Below are 16812 nucleotides of genomic sequence, written 5' to 3'. Positions count from 1 at the left end.
CGTATCTCACAAGCAGATAGCCACCAATTCATCAGGATCGCTAACGGACCCCGGCGCACTCATCACTTTCCGAGTAGAGCCCCCTCTCTTTCCGTCGCTAATGTCCGGCTCACCCGCACTGAAAGGTGAGAAATTCCATGGCTGAAGAGACCGCGAGCGCCGCTTGGGGCGAACGCATGGGCACGGGCGACCGGATCGTGGTGGGGGTGTTCGTCGGCATTCCCTTCGTCGCGGTGATCGCCTCCGTCGTCGTCCTGTGGGGATGGGGCGTCACCTGGCACGATCTGGTGATCGGCGCGGTGATGTACGCCATCGCCGTGCACGGCATCACCATCGGCTACCACCGCCTGTTCACGCACAAGGCGTTCAAGGCGGCCCGCCCCCTGAAGATCGCCCTCGCGGTCGCCGGGACGATGGCCGTCGAGGGCGACGCCATCACCTGGTGCGCCGACCACCGCCGTCACCACCAGTTCGCGGACCAGCCGGGCGACCCGCACTCCCCCTGGCGGTTCGGCACCTCTGTGCGCGCGCTGCTCAAGGGCATGGTGTGGGCGCACGTCGGATGGACCTTCAACAACGACAAGACCAATCAGCGGAAGTACGTCCCCGACCTCCTCGCCGACCGTGATCTGGTCATGGTGGCGCGGTGGCAGCCACTGATCGTGCTGTTCTCCTTCGGTGCGCCCGCGGTGGCGGGAGGGCTCTGGGGCGAGGGAAGCTGGGACTCGGGCGCCGCCTGGTCCGCCTTCTTCTGGGCCGGGCTCGTGCGGATCGGTCTGCTCCATCACGTCACCTGGTCGATCAACTCGATCTGCCACATCAGCGGGGACCGGCCTTTCCGGGTCCGCGACCGCTCGGGAAACGTGTGGTGGCTCGCACCGCTCTCGGGCGGTGAGTCCTGGCACAACCTCCACCACGCCGATCCGACGTCCGCCCGGCACGGCGTGCTGCGCGGCCAGCTCGACTCCAGTGCCCGGCTGATACGCCTCTTCGAGCTGGCCTCGTGGGCGAGCGCCGTGCGCTGGCCGGACGAGCGGAGGCTGGCCCGCCTTTCCGCCGCCGACGTCAGGACACCCCCGAAGGAAGCCCAAGGCCCGCCGCGAGCGTCGGCCAGGAAGCCTTGAACTCCCTCTGCCAGGAGGACCAGGCGTGCGTGCCCCCGCTGTAGAAGTGGACCGTCGCCGGGATGCCGGCGCGGTCCAGCTTGCGGTCGAAGGCACGGGCCTGGTTCCACAGCGTGCCCTCCAGGACGGCCCCTTCGAGGTTGCCGAAGTCGCTGCTGGGGATGCCGCTGCCCTGTGAGACATAGAGCCGGGTGCCGGCCAGGCGCTCGGCCAGGGCGGCGGGGTTGTGGCTGTTCCAGTTCGCGCGGTGCAGCAGGGGGCTGCCCCACAGGGCGGTGGGGAGCAGCAGCTCGCGGGCGACGATGGCGTTCATCACCGTCGGCATGCCGAGGGCCGTCGTGTCCACCACTCCGCTGTACGAGGCCGCCGCGCCGAAGGTGCCGGGGTGCCGGGCGGCGAACGCCATGGCTCCGTAGCCGCCGGTCGAGACGCCGGCGACGGAGCGGTTGCCGTTCGCGCGGTAGGCGTCGCGCAGGAGAGCGGGCAACTCCTGGACCTGGAAGGCCTCGTAGTCGGGAGCGGTGGGGCTGCCGTGGTTCCACCAGTCGGTGGGGATGCCGGTGGGACCCGAGGACGGCATCACGGTGATGACGTCCTTGTCGGCCAGGAACTCCTCGACGTCCGTCTCGCGGGTCCAGGAGGTGTAGTCGTCGTGGGCGCCCTGGAGCAGGTAGAGCACGGGCCAGGTGCGGTCGGGCTGTTCTTCGAAGCGGGCCGGCAGGATCACGCGTACGGGCAGCTGTTTGCCCACGGCGGGCGAGGCGACGGTGAGGTCGACGGTGCGCGCGTCCAGCCACTTCTCGCCGACGACACGCGGGCCTTCGGCGGCTCTGGCCGCTGCCGGTGGCGCGGCGGACGCTCCTTGTGCGCCTTGGGCGGTGGAGGTGCCCAGGGCGCCGCCGGTGGCGAGCAGGGCGGTGGCCGCGGCGAGGGCGGCGAGCTTCTTGCGGGGTCTGCGGTGCTTGTGCGGCATGGGCGGTCCTCTTCTCGGGCGGGCCGGTGGGCCGGCGCGCGGGGATCGGGCGCGCGGATCAGGAGTCGGGCAGGTCGCGGGCAAGCAGTCCGGCGAGGACTTCCACGACCGGGGGGTCGAGCAGGGAGAGGTGGTGACCGGGCAGCGGAGTGACCGTGAGGTCGGTGCAGTGGGCGTCCCAGCCCAGGCTTTCGTCGTCCCTCTCGTAGCGGACGTCGCGCACGGTGTGCGGGGCCGGCTCGGTCGCCCGGTAGAGAAGGGTCCGGCCCGCGTACGGGCCCGGCCGGTGGCGTTCGCCGCTGCGCAGGTCGAGGGCGGAGGTGCGTTGATGGTCAAGCACCCCTCGGGGCAGGTCCACGGCCTGCTCCAGGAGTTTCATGACGAGCGCGATCTGCTCGGCGTCGTCCAGGCGCGCCAACTCCTCGAAGGGCAGGGGGAGTTGCGTGCGGTAGGTGCGGGCGATGTACGCGGCGAAATCGGCGTACCGGCGGCGGGCTTCCTGCACCGGTGTCAGGCCGGGGGGCGCGGGCAGGGGCAGTACGGAGTCGAGCAGGACCAACGCGCTGACCGTGCCGTGCCGGGCGAGGAGCCGCGCGGCTTCCTGCGCCAGCAGACCGCCGTAGGACCAGCCGCCGACAATCCAGGGGCCCTCGGGCGACACCGCGCGGATGCGTCGCGCGAAGTGCTCCGCGCGGGGCCCGAGATCCTCCGGTGTAGCCATCCGGTCAAAGCCGTACACGGACCGGGCCCCGCCCAGGCGTTCGGCAAGACGCGCGTACACCGCAGAGCTGCCGCCCGCGGCGTGGGCCAGAAAGAGGGGGACGCCACCGGCCGCGTCGGCGAGGACACGCAGGGGGCCTACGGAGTCGCGGGGGGCTTGGGGATCGCGGGCGTGGCGGGTATGGCGGGAGTCGTGGGCGTCGCGGGTATGGCGGAAGGCGTGGGCGTCGCGGGAGTCGCCGCCATCGCGGGGGCCGTGGGCATCGCGGGCCTCGCGGGACGCCCCCCGCGTACGCCAGGCGCCCCCGGAGTCCGGCAGCAGCTCCGCGACTCCTCGTAGCGTCGCCTGGCGCAGCAGCACGCCCGGTTCCACCGCCACCCCGAACTCCCGCTCCACCGCGGTCCGGACGCGTGCCGCGGTGAGTGAGTCCAGGCCCAGGTCGGTGAGGGGGGTGTCGGCGTCGATGCGGTCGGGGCTGTACCCCATGACGTCGGCCACGCAGCCGCGGAGCCGGTCGAGGGTGCTCAGGACGCGGGCGGCGGGGGCCGGCGCCGTCGCGTGGCGTGGCGTCTCGCGCGGCCCCGGTGTCTCTCCCGCCCAGAAGCGGCGGTGACGCCAGCGCGGTGGCGGTACGTCGGCGACACGCGCGCCCGGATGCAGTCGTCGGCGGGCCGCCGGGGCGTCCGAGCCCTGAACGAGGAGGGATGCCAGGGATGTACGGAAAGTGAGCGCGTCGTCCGTGTCTCGGCGCAGGGTCGGCAGGATCAGCGGTCCGTCCACGCCCGCGTCCCGCAGCGTCTCGGTGAGGGGGTGCAACTGCGTGGGATGCGGGGCCACTTCGACGAACACCCGGTGGCCGTCGTCGGCGGCGGCGCGCACCGCCTGGCTGAAGCGGACGGGGCGCCGCAGATTGGCCACCCAGTAGTCGGCGTCGCAGGGCGCCGGATCGCGCGGGTCGGCCAGGACGGTGGAGTAGCGGCGGCAGCCGGGGGCCGCGTGGGGCACGGCACCGAGCTCGCGCGCGAACTCCGCGAGCAGCGGGTCCACATGGGACGAGTGCCCGGCGCCGGTCACACGCAGGGAGCGGGCGAATCCGCCCTGGCCCGTGACGTGGTCGATGAGGCCGCGTACATCGTCGGCCGAGCCGGTGACCACGCTCTGCGCCGGTGACGCGTGCACGGCGACCTGGAGGGTAGGAAAGTCGGCGGCCAGGGCCTCGATGCCCTCGCCGGGACGGTCCACCACGGCCATGGCACCGCCCGTGAGCCCGGCGAGGAGCCGTGACCGGATCGCGACGACGCGCGCACCGGTGGCCGCGTCGAGGGCGCCGCTGGCGACGGCCGCGGCGATCTCCCCCATGGAGTGGCCGATCACGGCGGCGGGCTCGAAGCCGTACGACTTCCACAGCTCGGCGAGGGCGACCTGCATCCCGTAGAGGGCGGGCATGACGACGGCGGGCGAGGTCAGATCGGCGCCGGCCGCCATGCAGTGCCGCAGCGAGACACCTGCCAGGTCACGCAACAGCGGCTCGACGCGGTCGACGGCGGCGGCGAACTCCGGTTCAGCAGAGAGCAGTTCACGCCCCATCCCGGCCCACTGCGAGCCGTACCCGGAGAACACCCACACCGCGCCGGGTCCGTCCCCCGCCGCGGGCGCCCCGACCACCACCCGTCCGTCGGGCTCCCGTCCGGCCAGGCGGCCCAGCGCCGTGGTCAGCTCCTCCCGGCCGCGGGCGACGACCGCCGCCCGGTGCCGGCCGCGCCCCGTGCGGCCCGCAAGGGTGCGGGCGAGATCCGCCGGACGGACGGAGCGGCTGCGCGGATCGGCCAGCCATGCGGCCAACTCCCCCGCGTACGCGCGTACACGGTCCTCGGTGACTCCGTCGAGCAGGGCGATGGCGGGGGCGCTGTCGGCTCGGCGCGGGGCCCGCGGCACGCGGTGTTCGCAGAGGACCACATGCGCGTTCGTGCCTCCGAAGCCGAACGCCGAGACCCCCGCCCGTGCGGTGCCCGAGTAGCGGGGCCACGGTTCGGGGCCCGTGACGACACGCAGACCCAGAGCGTCGAGATCGGCGTGCGGGCTCGGGGCGGTGAAGTGCAGTTGGGGCGGTATCTCGTCGTGGTGCAGGGCGAGGACCGTCTTGATGAGCCCGGCGATCCCCGCCGCCGCTTCCAGGTGGCCGATGTTCGTCTTGACCGAGCCGATGAGCAGCGGCTGGTCCACGGCCCGCCCGCGGCCCGCTCCGAGCGCCGCCGAGAGGGCCGCCGCCTCGATCGGGTCGCCCAGGGCCGTGCCCGTGCCGTGCGCCTCCACGTAGTCCACGGCTGCGCCCCCGGCGCCATGGCTCTGCTCCAGGAGCGTGCGCTGGGCTTGGGCGCTGGGCGCCGTCAGGCCGTTGGAGCGGCCGTCCGAGTTGACGGCGGTGGACTCGATGACCGCGAGGACGCGGTCGCCGTCGCGCTCGGCGTCCGCGAGGCGCTTGAGCACGACGACGCCGCAGCCCTCGCCGCGCACCATGCCGTCGGCCGACGCGTCGAACGCCTTGCACCGGCCGTCGGCGGCCAGCGCCCCCGCCCGCTGGAAGCCCAGGGTCACCGAGGGGGCGAGGAGCAGATTCACGCCCGCGGCGAGCGCCATGTCGCTCTCCCCCGCGCCGAGACTGCGTACCGCGTGGTGCACGGCGACGAGGGAGGAGGAGCACGCCGTGTCGACCGCCATGCTCGGCCCGCGCAGGTCGAGGAGGTAGGAGAGGCGGTTCGCGGCGATGCTCAGGGCCGCGCCGGGCGAGGTCCAGGCGCCGATCGACTCCGGTTCGGCGGTGGTGAGATGGGCGTATTCGTTGCCGCTGATGCCCACGAAGACTCCGGTACGGCTGCCCGCGAGGGACGGCACGGAAAGGGCCGCGTGATCGACGGCCTCCCGGACGACTTCGAGGAGCATGCGCTGCTGCGGGTCCATGGCGGTGGCCTCGTCCGCGCCGATGCCGAAGAACTCGGCGTCGAAGCCCGCCACACCGTCGAGCCTGCCGTCGCCGAGGAAGCCGCCGTGCCTGCTGAGGTCGCCCGGCAGGCTCGTCCCCTCGCGCACGAAGGGCGGCCAGCGGTCGTCGCCGACGGTGCCCACGGCGTCGCGGCCCTCGCTCAGGAGCTGCCAGAAGGCGGCGGGCGAGGTGACGTCGCCGGGCAGCCGGCAGCCGATGCCGATGACCGCGACCCGTGCCGCGCCCTCACCCCCACCTGGTACATCGTCTCCCGCGGCCTGCGCCGCGCCCTCTTCTCCCCCGGACGGCACTCCGGTCCGCCCCGTGTCCGGCGGCGCCCCGCCGTGCTCCGGCTCACCCCGTTCCACCCACTCCACGAGCGCGCCGATGGTCGGCGCCTCCCAGAGCAGCGTCGCGGGCAGCCGGGTGCCCGCGAGGTCGCCGAGGCGCGCGGTCAGCACGACCGCGTCACGGGAGGTGAGGCCCAGCTCCGCCAGCGGGCGGTCGTCGTCGATCTCCCCGGCCGCAAGGCCGTACCAGGCGCCGAGGCTGTCGACGACCGCGGCCCGTATCTCCGCTCGGCCCACCGCGCTCATCGTGCGTCCTCCGCCACGCCGCGGCCCCCCTCGCCGAACGCGCCGAGCAGGTAGCGCGCACGGCCCGCCGCCCTGGCGACCTTGCCGCTGCTCGTGCGGGGCAGCGAGCCCGGCGCGATGAGCAGGAGTTCGGCGAGCCGCAGGCCGTGCCGGGCCGATACGGCGGCCGTGGCGGTGCGCTGCGCGGCGATGAGGTCCGCTTCCGTGGGCTCGGCGCCGCGCCGGTGTTCGGCGACCACGACCAGGACGTCGGTCTCCGTGCCCGTCCAGGGCACGCAGAACGCGGCGAGCCGGTCCCTGCGTACGAGGCCGACGGCCGACTGCACGGTCTCCTCGATGTCCTGGGGGTAGTGGTTGCGGCCGTCGACGATGATCAGGTCCTTGAGCCGCCCGGTGACGTAGAGCCGCCCGTCGTGGAGCGCGCCGAGGTCGCCGGTGCGCAGCCAGCCGGCCTCGCCGTCGTCCCCCGCGGTGTCGGGCGGGCGGACGCCGAACACCTCCTCGGAGAGTCCGCTGCGCTTCCAGTAGCAGAGGCCGATGTTGGGCCCGCGCAGCAGGATCTCGCCGACCTCGCCCGGACCGCGTGCGGCGCCGGTCGCCGGGTCGGCGATGCGCAGCTCCTGCCCCGCAGGGGTGCCGCAGGCAACCAATTGGGCGGCATCAGGGTCCGTCGGCTCCCTCACGTCCAGCCTCCCCTCGCTCAGGGCGAGCGGATCGCAGGCCAGGACCGTGGGCGGTGCGCCGAACGTGTCGGTCGTGACGAACACGGTGGCCTCGGCGAGTCCGTAGGCCGGGCAGTGCGCCTCGGGTGCGAGCCCGGCGTCGGCGAACGCGTCGCGGAAGCGGTCGACCGTGCCGGGGCGCACCGGTTCGCTGCCGTTGATGAGGACCTTGACGCGGCCGAGGCGCAGTTCGGCCGCCTCGTCCGCGTCGATGCGGCTCGCGCAGTAGTCGTAGGCGAAGTTGGGGGCGGCGCTGATCGTGCCGGGATACGAGGCGAGCAGCCGCAGCCACCGCACCGGCTGCTCCAGGAAGGCGACCGGGTCCATGAGGACCGAGGGGAAGCCGCCGACGACGGGCGCGGCCACGCTCAGGACGAGGCCCATGTCGTGGAAGAGCGGCAGCCAGCCGACCGTGGTGTTGCTCCGCGCGTCGGCCGCGAACGCCTCGATGGCCTGGCGGGCGTTGGCCACGACGTTGGCGTGGCTGATCACGACGCCCGCCGGGCTGCGTGTGGAACCGGAGGTGTACTGGAGGTAGGCGATGTCGTCCGGTGCGATCCGCTCCGGAAGGGCGGCCTCGGGCCGCTCGTCGTGCCGGTCCACCAGCAGCGCCGGTACCGGCGGCAGCCCCTGCTCGGCCGTGAACCGCGCGACCCCTGCGGCACTGCGCTCGTCGGCGAGGACACACGCGGGTTCGCAGTCGGCGAGGACGGCCGCCAGCCTGCCCTCGTGTCCGGGCAGTTCGGGGCCGAACAGCGGCACCGCGATCACGCCCGCGTAGAGACAGCCCAGGAACGCCGCCGTGTAGTCCAGGCCCTGCGGGAGCAGCAGGGCCACCCGCTCGCCGGGTCCGGCGGTGGCCGCGATGCGTCCGGCGAGCGCGCGGGCGCGGACGTCGAGGCCCTGCCAGCCCAGCGTGTGGTGCAGGCCGGGCGACGACGGTCCGGGGAACTCCACGTAGGTGAAGGCGCGCTGGTGCGGACGGCAGGCGACCCAGTGCGCCAAGTGGTCGGTCAGCAACGGGAGTTCGGGCTGCTGTGGGTTCTCGGGGCTGGACATGGCGGCTCCAACTGGACAGCGCGGGGACCGGGGACGGGCTTGCGGGGGGCCGGGGCGGGCTTTGCGGGGACCGGGTACGGGCTGTGCGGGATCGGATGAGCGGTGCACCAGGTTCCGCCCGGATGTGACTACTGAGTAAGACGGCTTGCTGACAGATCGTCTGACACCCTCTGTCACTTCTCTGACAAGGCCCTGGGTCCGATTCGGCGTCGCGGGCAGCAGCCACCGCCCGGGCCCGCCCCGGAGAATCCGGCAGCGGAACCGCATCGCGATCGAGGGGAGCCGCACGTGGGACGGGGCAGGCTGACCGCTCTGCTGGCGATGCTGGCCCTGGCAGGCTTCATCACGACGCTGGACAACACCGTCATCAACGTGGCCCTGCCGACCGTGCAGCGCGACCTCGGCCTGACGGTGACCGACTTGGAGTGGGTGGCCACCAGTTACGTACTGAGCTTCGGCTCGCTCCTTCCGGCCGGGGGCAGGCTGACGGATCTGCTCGGCCGGCGGGTCGTCCTCGCGGCGGGGATCGTCGTCTTCACCGCGGCCTCACTGGCGGCGGCCCTCGCGGACAGCGGCGGGACGCTCATCGCGGCGCGCACGGTGCAGGGCGTGGGCGCGGCGCTCGTCATCCCGGCCTCGCTCGCGGTGGTCGCCGCCGATCTGCCCGCGCGCAGACGCGCCATGGCGGTCGGCCTGTGGACGGCGGCGCTCGCCGTCGCCCTCGCGCTCGGGCCCGTCGTGGGCGGTTTCGTCACCGAACGGTGGGACTGGAGCTGGGTGTTCCTGCTCAACGTCCCCTTCGGCGTCCTCGCCCTGCTCCTGGTGCCCGCCGTCCCGCGGGCCGTCTCCCGCGTACGGCACGGCCTGCTGCCGCTGCTCGATCTGCCGGGTGTCGCGCTGTCCGCGACCTCGCTCTTCCTCCTCACCTACGGCCTGGTCAGAGGCGGCGAGCACAGCTTCGGCACGCCACCCGTACCGCTCTGCCTCTGGCTCTCGGCGGCCACCGGGATCGCGTTCCTGGTCGTCGAGTCGCGCACCTTCCTGCCGCTGATCGATCTGCGGCTGCTGCGCAACCGTTCGCTGAGCGGGGGCGCGGCGGCCCAGGTGCTGTGGGGCATCGGCGTCAACGGCGTGTTCTTCTTCACCGCGCTCTATCTCCAGCGCGTGCTCGGCTTCTCCCCCACCAAGGCGGGCCTGGCCTTTCTGCCGCTGGCCGGTGCGCTGCTCGTGACGACGCCGTTCGCCGAGCGTGCGGCCAAGGCGGTGGGGGCGCACTGGTCGATCGCAGGGGGTCTCGTCCTGGTCGCCGGCGGGCTCGTGTGGGTGTCGGGGACGGGTCTTCACGCGCAGTACTGGGATCTGCAGCCGGGGCTGCTCCTGATCGGCGCGGGCTCGGCCCTGACGACCCCGCTGACGGTACGTTCGGTCGCCGATGTCCCCGCGACACGCACCGGCATGGCCTCGGGCCTCGTGAGCGCGGCCCGCGAGATCTCCGGGGTGTTCGGAGTGGTCCTGGTCGGCGTGGTCCTGACCCGCACGGAGCGTACGGCGCTGCAAGACGGCGCCGATCCGCGCAGCGCCTTCCTCGACGGCTACGACACGGGCCTGCAACTGGCCGCCTGCTGCGTCCTGCTGGGGGCCGTCGTCACCGCCACAACACTGCGGCGGCCCGCACGGCACCGGCGGCCGGGGGCTCCTTCCGGGATCGGGCGCGGCAGCCGCCCGGTGCGGTCGTGACCCCGGCCCTTCATCGCATCGGTGATCACTGCTCTCCGTGCAGCGCGGCGCCCGTGCCGCCGATGACGGTCACATAGCCGTCCGGGCCGATGACGGCGACGTCGCCCGTACGCAGCCACCCGCCCGGCAGCAGCCGCCGCGCCGTCTCCGCCGGGTCGCCCCAGTAGCCCGCGCACACCTGCGGCCCCCGCACCAGGAGCTCACCGGCATGCCCCGACGGCAGCCCGACCTCCGGAGCGCCTTCCCGGCCGATGCGGACCTCGGTACCGGGCAGGGGCAGCCCTGACGTGCCGGGCCGGGCGTTGGCGCCGTGCGGGTTGGCCAGGACGGCGCCCGCCGCCGCCGGAATGCCGTAACCCTCGACGAGCACCGCGTCCACCGAGCCCCGGATGCGGTCGGCGGTTTCGGCGTCCAGCGTCTCGGTCAGCCAGGTGCGCACCGTGGCAAGGGCCTCCAACTCATGGGCGGGGCGCCGGAGGAGGCGCCGGCAGTCGGCGGGTCCGGCCGACAGGAGAGTCGCCTTGCGGCGGCGCGCCGTGCGCAGGAGCGCCTGCGGCTCGGGGTCCGGCAGGAGAATCGTGCGCGATCCGGTGAGCAGGGGAGCGGTCAGGCCGAAGAGCAGCCCGTGCGGTTGCCACAACGGCGTGACGGCCAGGGCCGTTTCCCGTCCTGTGCGCAATTGCGGGTGCCACAGCGCGAGTTGGTGAGCCGCAGCGACCAGGTTCGCGTGCGTGAGCACCGCGGCGGGGCCTTCGGCAGTGGCGTACGCGAGGACGGCCGGGTCGCCCGGCCGCGGGCCGCCCGCGCCGGGCTCCGTCCGGGCGGGCTTCCGTGGCCGGCTGCCGCCCGGCCACTCCCCGTCGTCCGGGACCGTGACCACGTCGCGTACGCGGGTGTCGGCGCGCACCGCGTCGAGCCGCTCCCCCGCCGACGCGCATGCCACCACCAACACCGCGCCGGAGTGCGCCAGTTGATGACGCAGCACTGCCCGGGACGCCGCCGGATCGATCGCCACCGCGACCGCCCCGAGCCGCAGCACCGCATGCCACGCCACCGCGAACCACGGGCAGCCGGGCAGCACCAACGCCACCCGGTCGCCGTACCGGATGCCCCGCCTCCGCAACGTCTCGGCGCATGCGCCCGCCGCACGGTGCAGCCCCCGGAAGCCGGTCCTGGCTCCGTGGCGCCGGGCCGCCGCGTCGAGCAGGCCGGGGATCGTGACGTCGGGCACCTGGAGACGGTGCGGCACCCCGGCGGCGTAGAAGCGGAGCCACGGTCGCGCGTCCGGGGCCGTCACCTGTGACTCGGTCATGACCTGATCGTGGCGCAGGAGACCGGGCCGCCACTTGTGCCCCGCGCACAGTTCGGGCGCGGCTGGCTGTGGCTCCACTGACTATCGACGCCTGGTTACCGCTCCGTAACTTCACGGCGTGCACCGCAAACACCCTCGACCCGAAGGAGCAACGCCGTGCCCTGGCCAAGAGCGAAACGGAAGAAGAGGCTGCTCGCGCTGACCGCCGCCGTCGCCCTGGCGGGCACGGGTCTCGGCGTGCCGGCCCTGACGGCGGGCGCCGCCGCTGCCCCGGACGCGTCGGCGGCGTGCGACGCACCGGACGCGCGGATCTACCAGGTGCCCGGTTCCGTGCCGAGCGATCCCGGCAGCGTCATCGCCTGCCGGGCGACCGCACTCCCCCACGTGCCGGGCAACGTCCCGATGCGCGCGTGGAAGGTCCAGTACAGCTCGAAGGACAACGCGGGCAAGCCGGTCGCGGTCTCCGGCACCGTCGCCGTGCCGGACGCCCGGTGGACGGGCCGGGGCAGTCGTCCCGTCGTCGCCTTCAACCCGGGGACGCTGGGGCTCGGTCCGCAGTGCGCGTTCTCCAAGCAGCTCGCTGGCGCGTTCCAGGACGAGTACGAGGGCGAGAACATCGCGGCACTCCTGAAGGCCGGATACGCCGTCGCCGCGACCGACGGCGCGGGCTATCTGGACGGCCAGACCCACCCGTACGTCTCGGGCGCCGACGCCGGGCACGCGCTCCTCGACATCGTGCGCAGCGCGTCCGCGATCCCCGGCAGCGGCCTCGACCCCAAGACGAAGGTCGGCCTGTGGGGGTACTCCGAAGGCGGGGCGGCCAGCCTGTGGGCCGCCCAGCTCGCGGCGTCGTACGCCCCTGAACTGGACATCGTCGGCGACGCGTCCGGCGGTGTGCCCGGCGACCTGAAGGTGGTCGCCAAGTCGCTCAACGGCGGCCCGTTCGCGGGCTTCCTGGTCGACGCCGTGCTCGGCCTGTCCTCGTCGCACCCGCGGATGCCCTTCGAGGAGCTCATGAACGAGCAGGGCAAGGAGACCCTGAGAAAGGCCAGGTCGCACTGTCTCCTTGGCACGATCTCGACCCTCGCGGGCCAGCGGATCGAGGACAACACCAAGGACGGCCTGAGCCTGGAGCAGCTCTACGCGCTCAAGGGAACGGACGGCAGGACATGGGGCCAGGTCGTCGACGAGCAGAAGCTCGGCACCGGCATCGGCCGCGCGGGCTCCGGCGCCACGTACGAGATCGGCTTCCCCGTCCTGCAGTACCGCGGCGCGCTGGAGGAAGTCGTTCCGATCGAGACCGAGGACGCGACGCGCAAGGCGTACTGCGAGGCGGACATCACCACCCGGTGGAAGGTCTACCCCGGCGAGCATCTGACGACCGATCAGCTGGCGAAGGACGACACGGTCAAGTGGCTCGGCGACCGGTTCGAAGGGAAACCTGAGTTCGGCAACTGCCTGCTGCCATGAGCTGGTTCGCGAGAAGCCGCCTGCTCTCCTGAGTGAGCCGGCGCGCGCTGCCTCTTGTCACACGGGTGACAAGAGGCAGCATCATGTCTGTCCGTACTTGATGGGCCGCCACGCACCCGCGGCGGTATCTTCACCAAACCTTTGTCCCCCGCGCGCAGAGGGAGCACCCCCATGGTGAACGGTTCGACGCTGCCCGCCGGCATACCCCCGGCAGGCGCACCCGCACCCGCGGGCACCCCCGCCGAGGAGTCGTCCGCGGCGTTCAGAGCCTTCCCCTCGGGCCTCCACGATCACGTGCGACCGTTCCTCGACGACATCACCGCCGAGGTGGTGCGGGCGATCCGCACGGAGATACCGGAGTACGCGCGCCCGACCGACGACACCTACATGCATGTCGTGCACCGGGGCGTGGAACAGGCCCTCGAGGGATTCCTGGCCCGGATGGCCCACCCGGACACCGACTGGGAGTCGGTGAAGGCCACGTACCAGAACATCGGCAGGGGCGAGGCGGACGAGGGCCGCAGCCTCGACTCCTTCCAGTCGGCACTGCGCCTGGGCGCGCGCGTCACCTGGCGCCGGGTCAACGCCATGGTCGACGCCGACCTGTTGCCACGGCATGTCCTCGCCGCCTTCGGCGAGGCGCTGTTCCTGCACCTGGACGAGATGGCCGCGGCCACGACGGCGGGCTACACCGAGGCCAGGCTGCACGCGGCGGGCGAGCTCCAGCAGCGCCGTGCCCGGCTCATCGACCTCCTCACCGTCGATCCGCCCGCGTCGGCGGAGGCGATCGCGGATCTCGCGCAGGCCGCGCAGTGGCCCATCCCGCGCGAGGTGGCCGTTGTCGTCATCGAGCACGCCCTCACCCCGGAGTCCATCAGCCCCATCGTGCCGCCGGAGTTCCTCGCGCGCTTCAGCGAGCAGCCCGGCTGCATCGTGGTGCCCGATCCGGAAGGGCCGGGCCGGGCCCGCACGATCGCCGCCGCGCTGCAAGGGCTGCGCGCGGTCGTCGGCCCCACGGTCGCGCTGCACGAGGGGGCGCGCTCGCGGCGCTGGGCGCTCGACGCCCTGGAGCTGTCCCGGCGCGGCATCCTGCCCCCGGCGGGCCTGCTGCACTGCGCGGACCATCTGGCGACGCTGCTGCTCTTCCACGACGAGGCGCTGATCGACGCGCTCGCCCAACGGCACCTGCTGCCCCTGGAAGAGGTGCGCTCACCGCAGCGCGAGCGCCTCGCCGAGACCCTGCTGTGCTGGCTGCGCTGCGGACACAACGCCAGCGAGGTGGCCACGCGCCTCGCGGTGCACCCCCAGACGGTCCGCTACCGCCTGCGGCAACTGGACGAGGTCTTCGGCGACCGGCTGCACGATCCGGGGGCGCAGTTCGAGATGCAGCTGGCACTGCACGCACTGAGCCTGCGCCCGGACAAGGCCGAACGGGACACGACAGGCCGGGGGCGGTGAGCTGCCGGGTGCTGTGAGGTGACCGGCGGGCCGGTGAGGCGACCGGGCCGGTGAGATGTCCAGGACGGCGACGCAACCGGGCCGGTAAGGCGCCCCGGCCCGGCGAGGCGTCCAGGCCGGGAGGTGTCCGGCTCAGCGAGGCGTAGGCCGGCGAGGCGTCCAGGCAGGCGAGGCGTCCAGGCAGGCGAGACACCCGGCCGGGCGAGACGCCGGGGCCGGTGAGGCCTACGGCCCGGTGAGGCGTCCGGGTCGGGGAGACGTCCGGCCCGGTGAGACGGCGCGTCGTCACCGTACCGGGGGCGTTCCTCGTGCGTCACCGTCACCCATACGCGTCGCGGGAGCGACCCTCCGCGGTCGTTATCGGGCCGTAATGTCCCCTTCGTCCCCACCCCCGGCGAAGGAGAGTCCTTACGTGCGTGCCCCTCTCGCGACCCGCCTCGCGGTCCTTTTCCTGCTTCCCCTGCTCACCACGCTCAGCAGCGCCCTGCTCGCTCCGGCACACGCCCGCGCGGACGTGCCGGCGCGGCACGTCCCGGCCGCCACCAGCGTGCTCGCGCCGCCGGTCGCGCCCGACGATCCGTGCACCAGCAAGGACCCCGCGGTCTGCCTGATCCGGCAGATGACTCCGGAGGAGCGGGAGCGGGCGCGCGAGGTGCGGCTGCGCTATCACCAACTCCTGGACACCATGGAGCAGGTGGCGGACCGTATGCACGAGGAGGGCCGCTCCGACGAGGAGATCGCCCGCGTCCTCGTCGCCATGCGCAACGAGGCCAAGGACATCACCCGCGCCGGAATGACCCCCGAGGCGGTAGAGGCCCTGGAGCAGCGGAACATGAAGAAGTACGGCAACCCGCTCGGCCCGACCGCGGACCAGCAGTTCATGAAGTACGGCAGCTGGGCGAAGGTCATCGAGGCGTCGAACCGCACCAGCGCCGCCGTCGACAAGGAACTCGGCATCCCGCCGCGCGGCTGACCACCATGCTGCTGCGGGATTACGACCGCCACGGACGGACGTGGGCCCTGGACCCGGCGACGGGTCTCCTCTCCCCCGCGTCCGGCCGCTGCCACGGCTTCGTCCACGTGGCCGACGAGGCGGCGGCGCTGTACGCCGACCCGTCCGACGCGGTGCCGGTCCTCTGGCTCCAGTACGGGCGGCGCCGCTGGGACTGCGCCGCGGTGACGGTCCGCCAGTCCGTCGCCCCGGACGGCTCCCGGCGCTTCACCGTCCGGGACGCGCGGGGAGCAGCCCTCGAACTCCGCTACCCCGCGCCGGATCCCGGTCCCTTCGACCCGGCCTACGACTGGATCGACGCGGAGGCGGACGACTTCTTCCTCTGGGCGGCGGGTCGCCTGACGGACGCGGACGCCTCGTCGCGTACCACGCTCCTGGCGCACTTCCGGGCCGGTTTTCTCCCCGACTGACGTGGCAAGTAGCCTCTGCGGGCGATGAGTCGGCGCCTTTCGGGGAGTCATGACTCGTACCAAGAGAAACCGAACAAGACCGGGCCGCGCGCAAGGTTCGCGACCCCCACCCGGAGGTACACCATGTGCGCCCACCAGCCCCCTTGCCCGTCCGCCGACAGCCCCGACCACCTCGCGGCCAGGATTCTCTCCGCCCACCCCGAACAGGGCTGGAACCTGCTGTGCAACGGCACGATCGTCTTCGACGACTCCGGTGAGCTGCTGCCGGACGGACGCGTCGTGGCGGCGACCAGGCCGCTGGCGATGGCGATGGCGGCCTGACCGCCAACTCGTCCTTGAGCAGATGGACCGGGGCGAGCGGCAACGCCGCGGACTCCGGGCCCTTCGGCGCCTCGCGCAGGTCGTCCGGCAGCCTGTCCCGGAGCGAGGCGACCCGGGAACCCATGCCGCTCTTCGGGCGGTCCCACACCGGCAACGCCCCGATCTTCCAGCGGGCCGCCCACAGCACACGGACGACGAGCGGCGCGCCCTCGGGGAAGTTGTCGCCGGATACGGTCTGCGACACCAGGCGCGGGAAGTCGTCGGGGGCCGCCCGGCGTGGGCAGTGTCAGGGCGCGATCGCGCCGAGCAGTGCCCGTGCGCACAGGTCCCGCACCTGTGCGCGCGGCAGCAGTTCCGGCTCTTCGAGCCACTCCAGGCAGACGGCCACCATGAAGGCGAGCCAGCCGCGCACCGCCAGGCGCAGGGTGGGCAGTTCGTGGTGCGAGGACGCCGTCTCCGGGTCGGCGGCCAGGGCCGCCAGGATCTGGTCCTCGTGGGCGGCCAGGCCTTCGCGGTAGATCCTGCGGACCGTGGCGTCGCCGGTCTCCTCCGCCCGGTGGAAGGCACGAAAACCCTCCGCGTGCGATTCGACGTACGCGAGGAACGTGTCGAGGCCCGTGCAGATCTGGTCGCGGACCGGCACGCCGGGCACCGCCGCCGTCAGACGCAGCATCCGCTTGCTCTCGCGCTGCACCACCGCGGCGAAGAAGTCACTCTTCGTCGGGAAATAGTGGTACAGCAGGCCGCGCGAGACTCCGGCGATCTCCGCCACCCGCTCGACCCAGACGTCGTCGTACGGGTTCTGGGCGAAGAGCCGCGCCCCCGCCGAGAGAAGCTGCTCCCTGCGCTCCTCGGTGCTGAGCCTGCGGCGCGTGCGCTCCTGCGGTTTCGCGGCCATGGCAAAACCTTACTTGACG

General features: G+C 73.2%; 12 protein-coding genes. 7 read left to right on the top strand and 5 right to left on the bottom strand.

Annotated features, from left to right (window positions below; genetic code table 11):
* Positions 1-137: 137 nt before the first annotated feature.
* Positions 138-1124: an acyl-CoA desaturase gene (locus tag IE226_RS15335; RefSeq protein WP_190081746.1), complete on the top strand. Its 987-nt coding sequence runs from the start codon at positions 138-140 to the stop codon at positions 1122-1124.
* On the opposite strand, the gene IE226_RS15330 is transcribed toward IE226_RS15335, so the two are convergent.
* The 3 genes from IE226_RS15330 to IE226_RS15320 are packed head-to-tail and all read right to left on the bottom strand — an operon-like array spanning position 1066 to position 8175.
* Entirely contained in the window at positions 1066-2097 is a 1032-nt protein-coding gene (locus IE226_RS15330) for an alpha/beta hydrolase (protein WP_190081745.1), read from the bottom strand. The two genes, IE226_RS15335 and IE226_RS15330, sit on opposite strands and share 59 nt — an antisense overlap.
* A gap of 58 nt (positions 2098-2155) precedes the next feature.
* Complete coding sequence (locus IE226_RS15325) at positions 2156-6394, bottom strand: type I polyketide synthase (RefSeq protein WP_190081744.1); 4239 nt, start codon at positions 6392-6394, stop codon at positions 2156-2158.
* Entirely contained in the window at positions 6391-8175 is a 1785-nt protein-coding gene (locus IE226_RS15320; protein ID WP_190081743.1) for a fatty acyl-AMP ligase, read from the bottom strand. The genes IE226_RS15325 and IE226_RS15320 overlap by 4 nt, the downstream gene beginning before the upstream one ends.
* 288 nt (positions 8176-8463) lie before the next feature.
* On the opposite strand from IE226_RS15320, the gene IE226_RS15315 reads away from it, so the two are divergent.
* Positions 8464-9912, top strand: coding sequence for an MFS transporter (locus IE226_RS15315; protein WP_229870974.1), 1449 nt, complete (start codon positions 8464-8466; stop codon positions 9910-9912).
* Positions 9913-9937: 25 nt separating this feature from the next.
* On the opposite strand, the gene IE226_RS15310 is transcribed toward IE226_RS15315, so the two are convergent.
* Positions 9938-11224, bottom strand: a complete 1287-nt coding sequence (locus IE226_RS15310; protein WP_190081742.1) for an AMP-binding protein — start codon at positions 11222-11224, stop codon at positions 9938-9940.
* Between the two features lie 156 nt (positions 11225-11380).
* Here IE226_RS15310 and IE226_RS15305 point away from each other — a divergent pair, with 156 nt between their 5' ends.
* The 5 genes from IE226_RS15305 (at position 11381) to IE226_RS15285 (ending at position 15895) form a co-directional block, all read left to right on the top strand.
* The gene (locus IE226_RS15305) at positions 11381-12694 is read left to right on the top strand and encodes a lipase family protein (RefSeq protein ID WP_229870972.1); all 1314 of its coding nucleotides are present in this window, start codon (positions 11381-11383) and stop codon (positions 12692-12694) included.
* A gap of 171 nt (positions 12695-12865) precedes the next feature.
* Positions 12866-14152 carry a PucR-like N-terminal domain-containing protein gene (locus IE226_RS15300; protein ID WP_190081741.1) on the top strand — a complete coding sequence of 429 codons (1287 nt, stop codon included), beginning with the start codon at positions 12866-12868 and terminating at the stop codon, positions 14150-14152.
* Between the two features lie 412 nt (positions 14153-14564).
* Entirely contained in the window at positions 14565-15125 is a 561-nt protein-coding gene (locus IE226_RS15295; protein ID WP_190081740.1) for a hypothetical protein, read from the top strand.
* 5 nt (positions 15126-15130) lie between these two features.
* A complete protein-coding gene (locus tag IE226_RS15290; RefSeq protein WP_190081739.1) occupies positions 15131-15574 on the top strand; it encodes a hypothetical protein in 444 nt (147 codons plus the stop codon).
* A gap of 123 nt (positions 15575-15697) precedes the next feature.
* A complete protein-coding gene (locus IE226_RS15285) occupies positions 15698-15895 on the top strand; it encodes a DUF5999 family protein (RefSeq protein WP_190081738.1) in 198 nt (65 codons plus the stop codon).
* Between the two features lie 286 nt (positions 15896-16181).
* Here the strand turns inward: IE226_RS15285 and IE226_RS15275 are convergent, their stop codons facing one another.
* Positions 16182-16793, bottom strand: coding sequence for a TetR/AcrR family transcriptional regulator (locus IE226_RS15275; RefSeq protein WP_190081737.1), 612 nt, complete (start codon positions 16791-16793; stop codon positions 16182-16184).
* Between the last annotated feature and the right edge of the window lie 19 nt (positions 16794-16812).

It is taken from the genome of Streptomyces longisporoflavus, assembly GCF_014649775.1.
Classification (GTDB): Bacteria; Actinomycetota; Actinomycetes; order Streptomycetales; family Streptomycetaceae; genus Streptomyces; species Streptomyces longisporoflavus.
The sequence above is the reverse complement of the archived record's forward strand: the minus strand, read 5'-3'. Positions and strand labels throughout refer to the sequence as shown.

What these genes read in the sequence shown, in the direction of transcription:
- IE226_RS15325 (WP_190081744.1), bottom strand. Translation starts at nt 6,394, where the DNA reads ATGAGCGCGGTGGGCCGAGCGGAGATACGGGCCGCGGTCGTCGACAGC.
- IE226_RS15290 (WP_190081739.1), top strand. Translation starts at nt 15,131, where the DNA reads ATGCTGCTGCGGGATTACGACCGCCACGGACGGACGTGGGCCCTGGAC.
- IE226_RS15320 (WP_190081743.1), bottom strand. Translation starts at nt 8,175, where the DNA reads ATGTCCAGCCCCGAGAACCCACAGCAGCCCGAACTCCCGTTGCTGACC.
- IE226_RS15330 (WP_190081745.1), bottom strand. Translation starts at nt 2,097, where the DNA reads ATGCCGCACAAGCACCGCAGACCCCGCAAGAAGCTCGCCGCCCTCGCC.
- IE226_RS15310 (WP_190081742.1), bottom strand. Translation starts at nt 11,224, where the DNA reads ATGACCGAGTCACAGGTGACGGCCCCGGACGCGCGACCGTGGCTCCGC.
- IE226_RS15300 (WP_190081741.1), top strand. Translation starts at nt 12,866, where the DNA reads ATGGTGAACGGTTCGACGCTGCCCGCCGGCATACCCCCGGCAGGCGCA.
- IE226_RS15275 (WP_190081737.1), bottom strand. Translation starts at nt 16,793, where the DNA reads ATGGCCGCGAAACCGCAGGAGCGCACGCGCCGCAGGCTCAGCACCGAG.
- IE226_RS15285 (WP_190081738.1), top strand. Translation starts at nt 15,698, where the DNA reads ATGTGCGCCCACCAGCCCCCTTGCCCGTCCGCCGACAGCCCCGACCAC.
- IE226_RS15335 (WP_190081746.1), top strand. Translation starts at nt 138, where the DNA reads ATGGCTGAAGAGACCGCGAGCGCCGCTTGGGGCGAACGCATGGGCACG.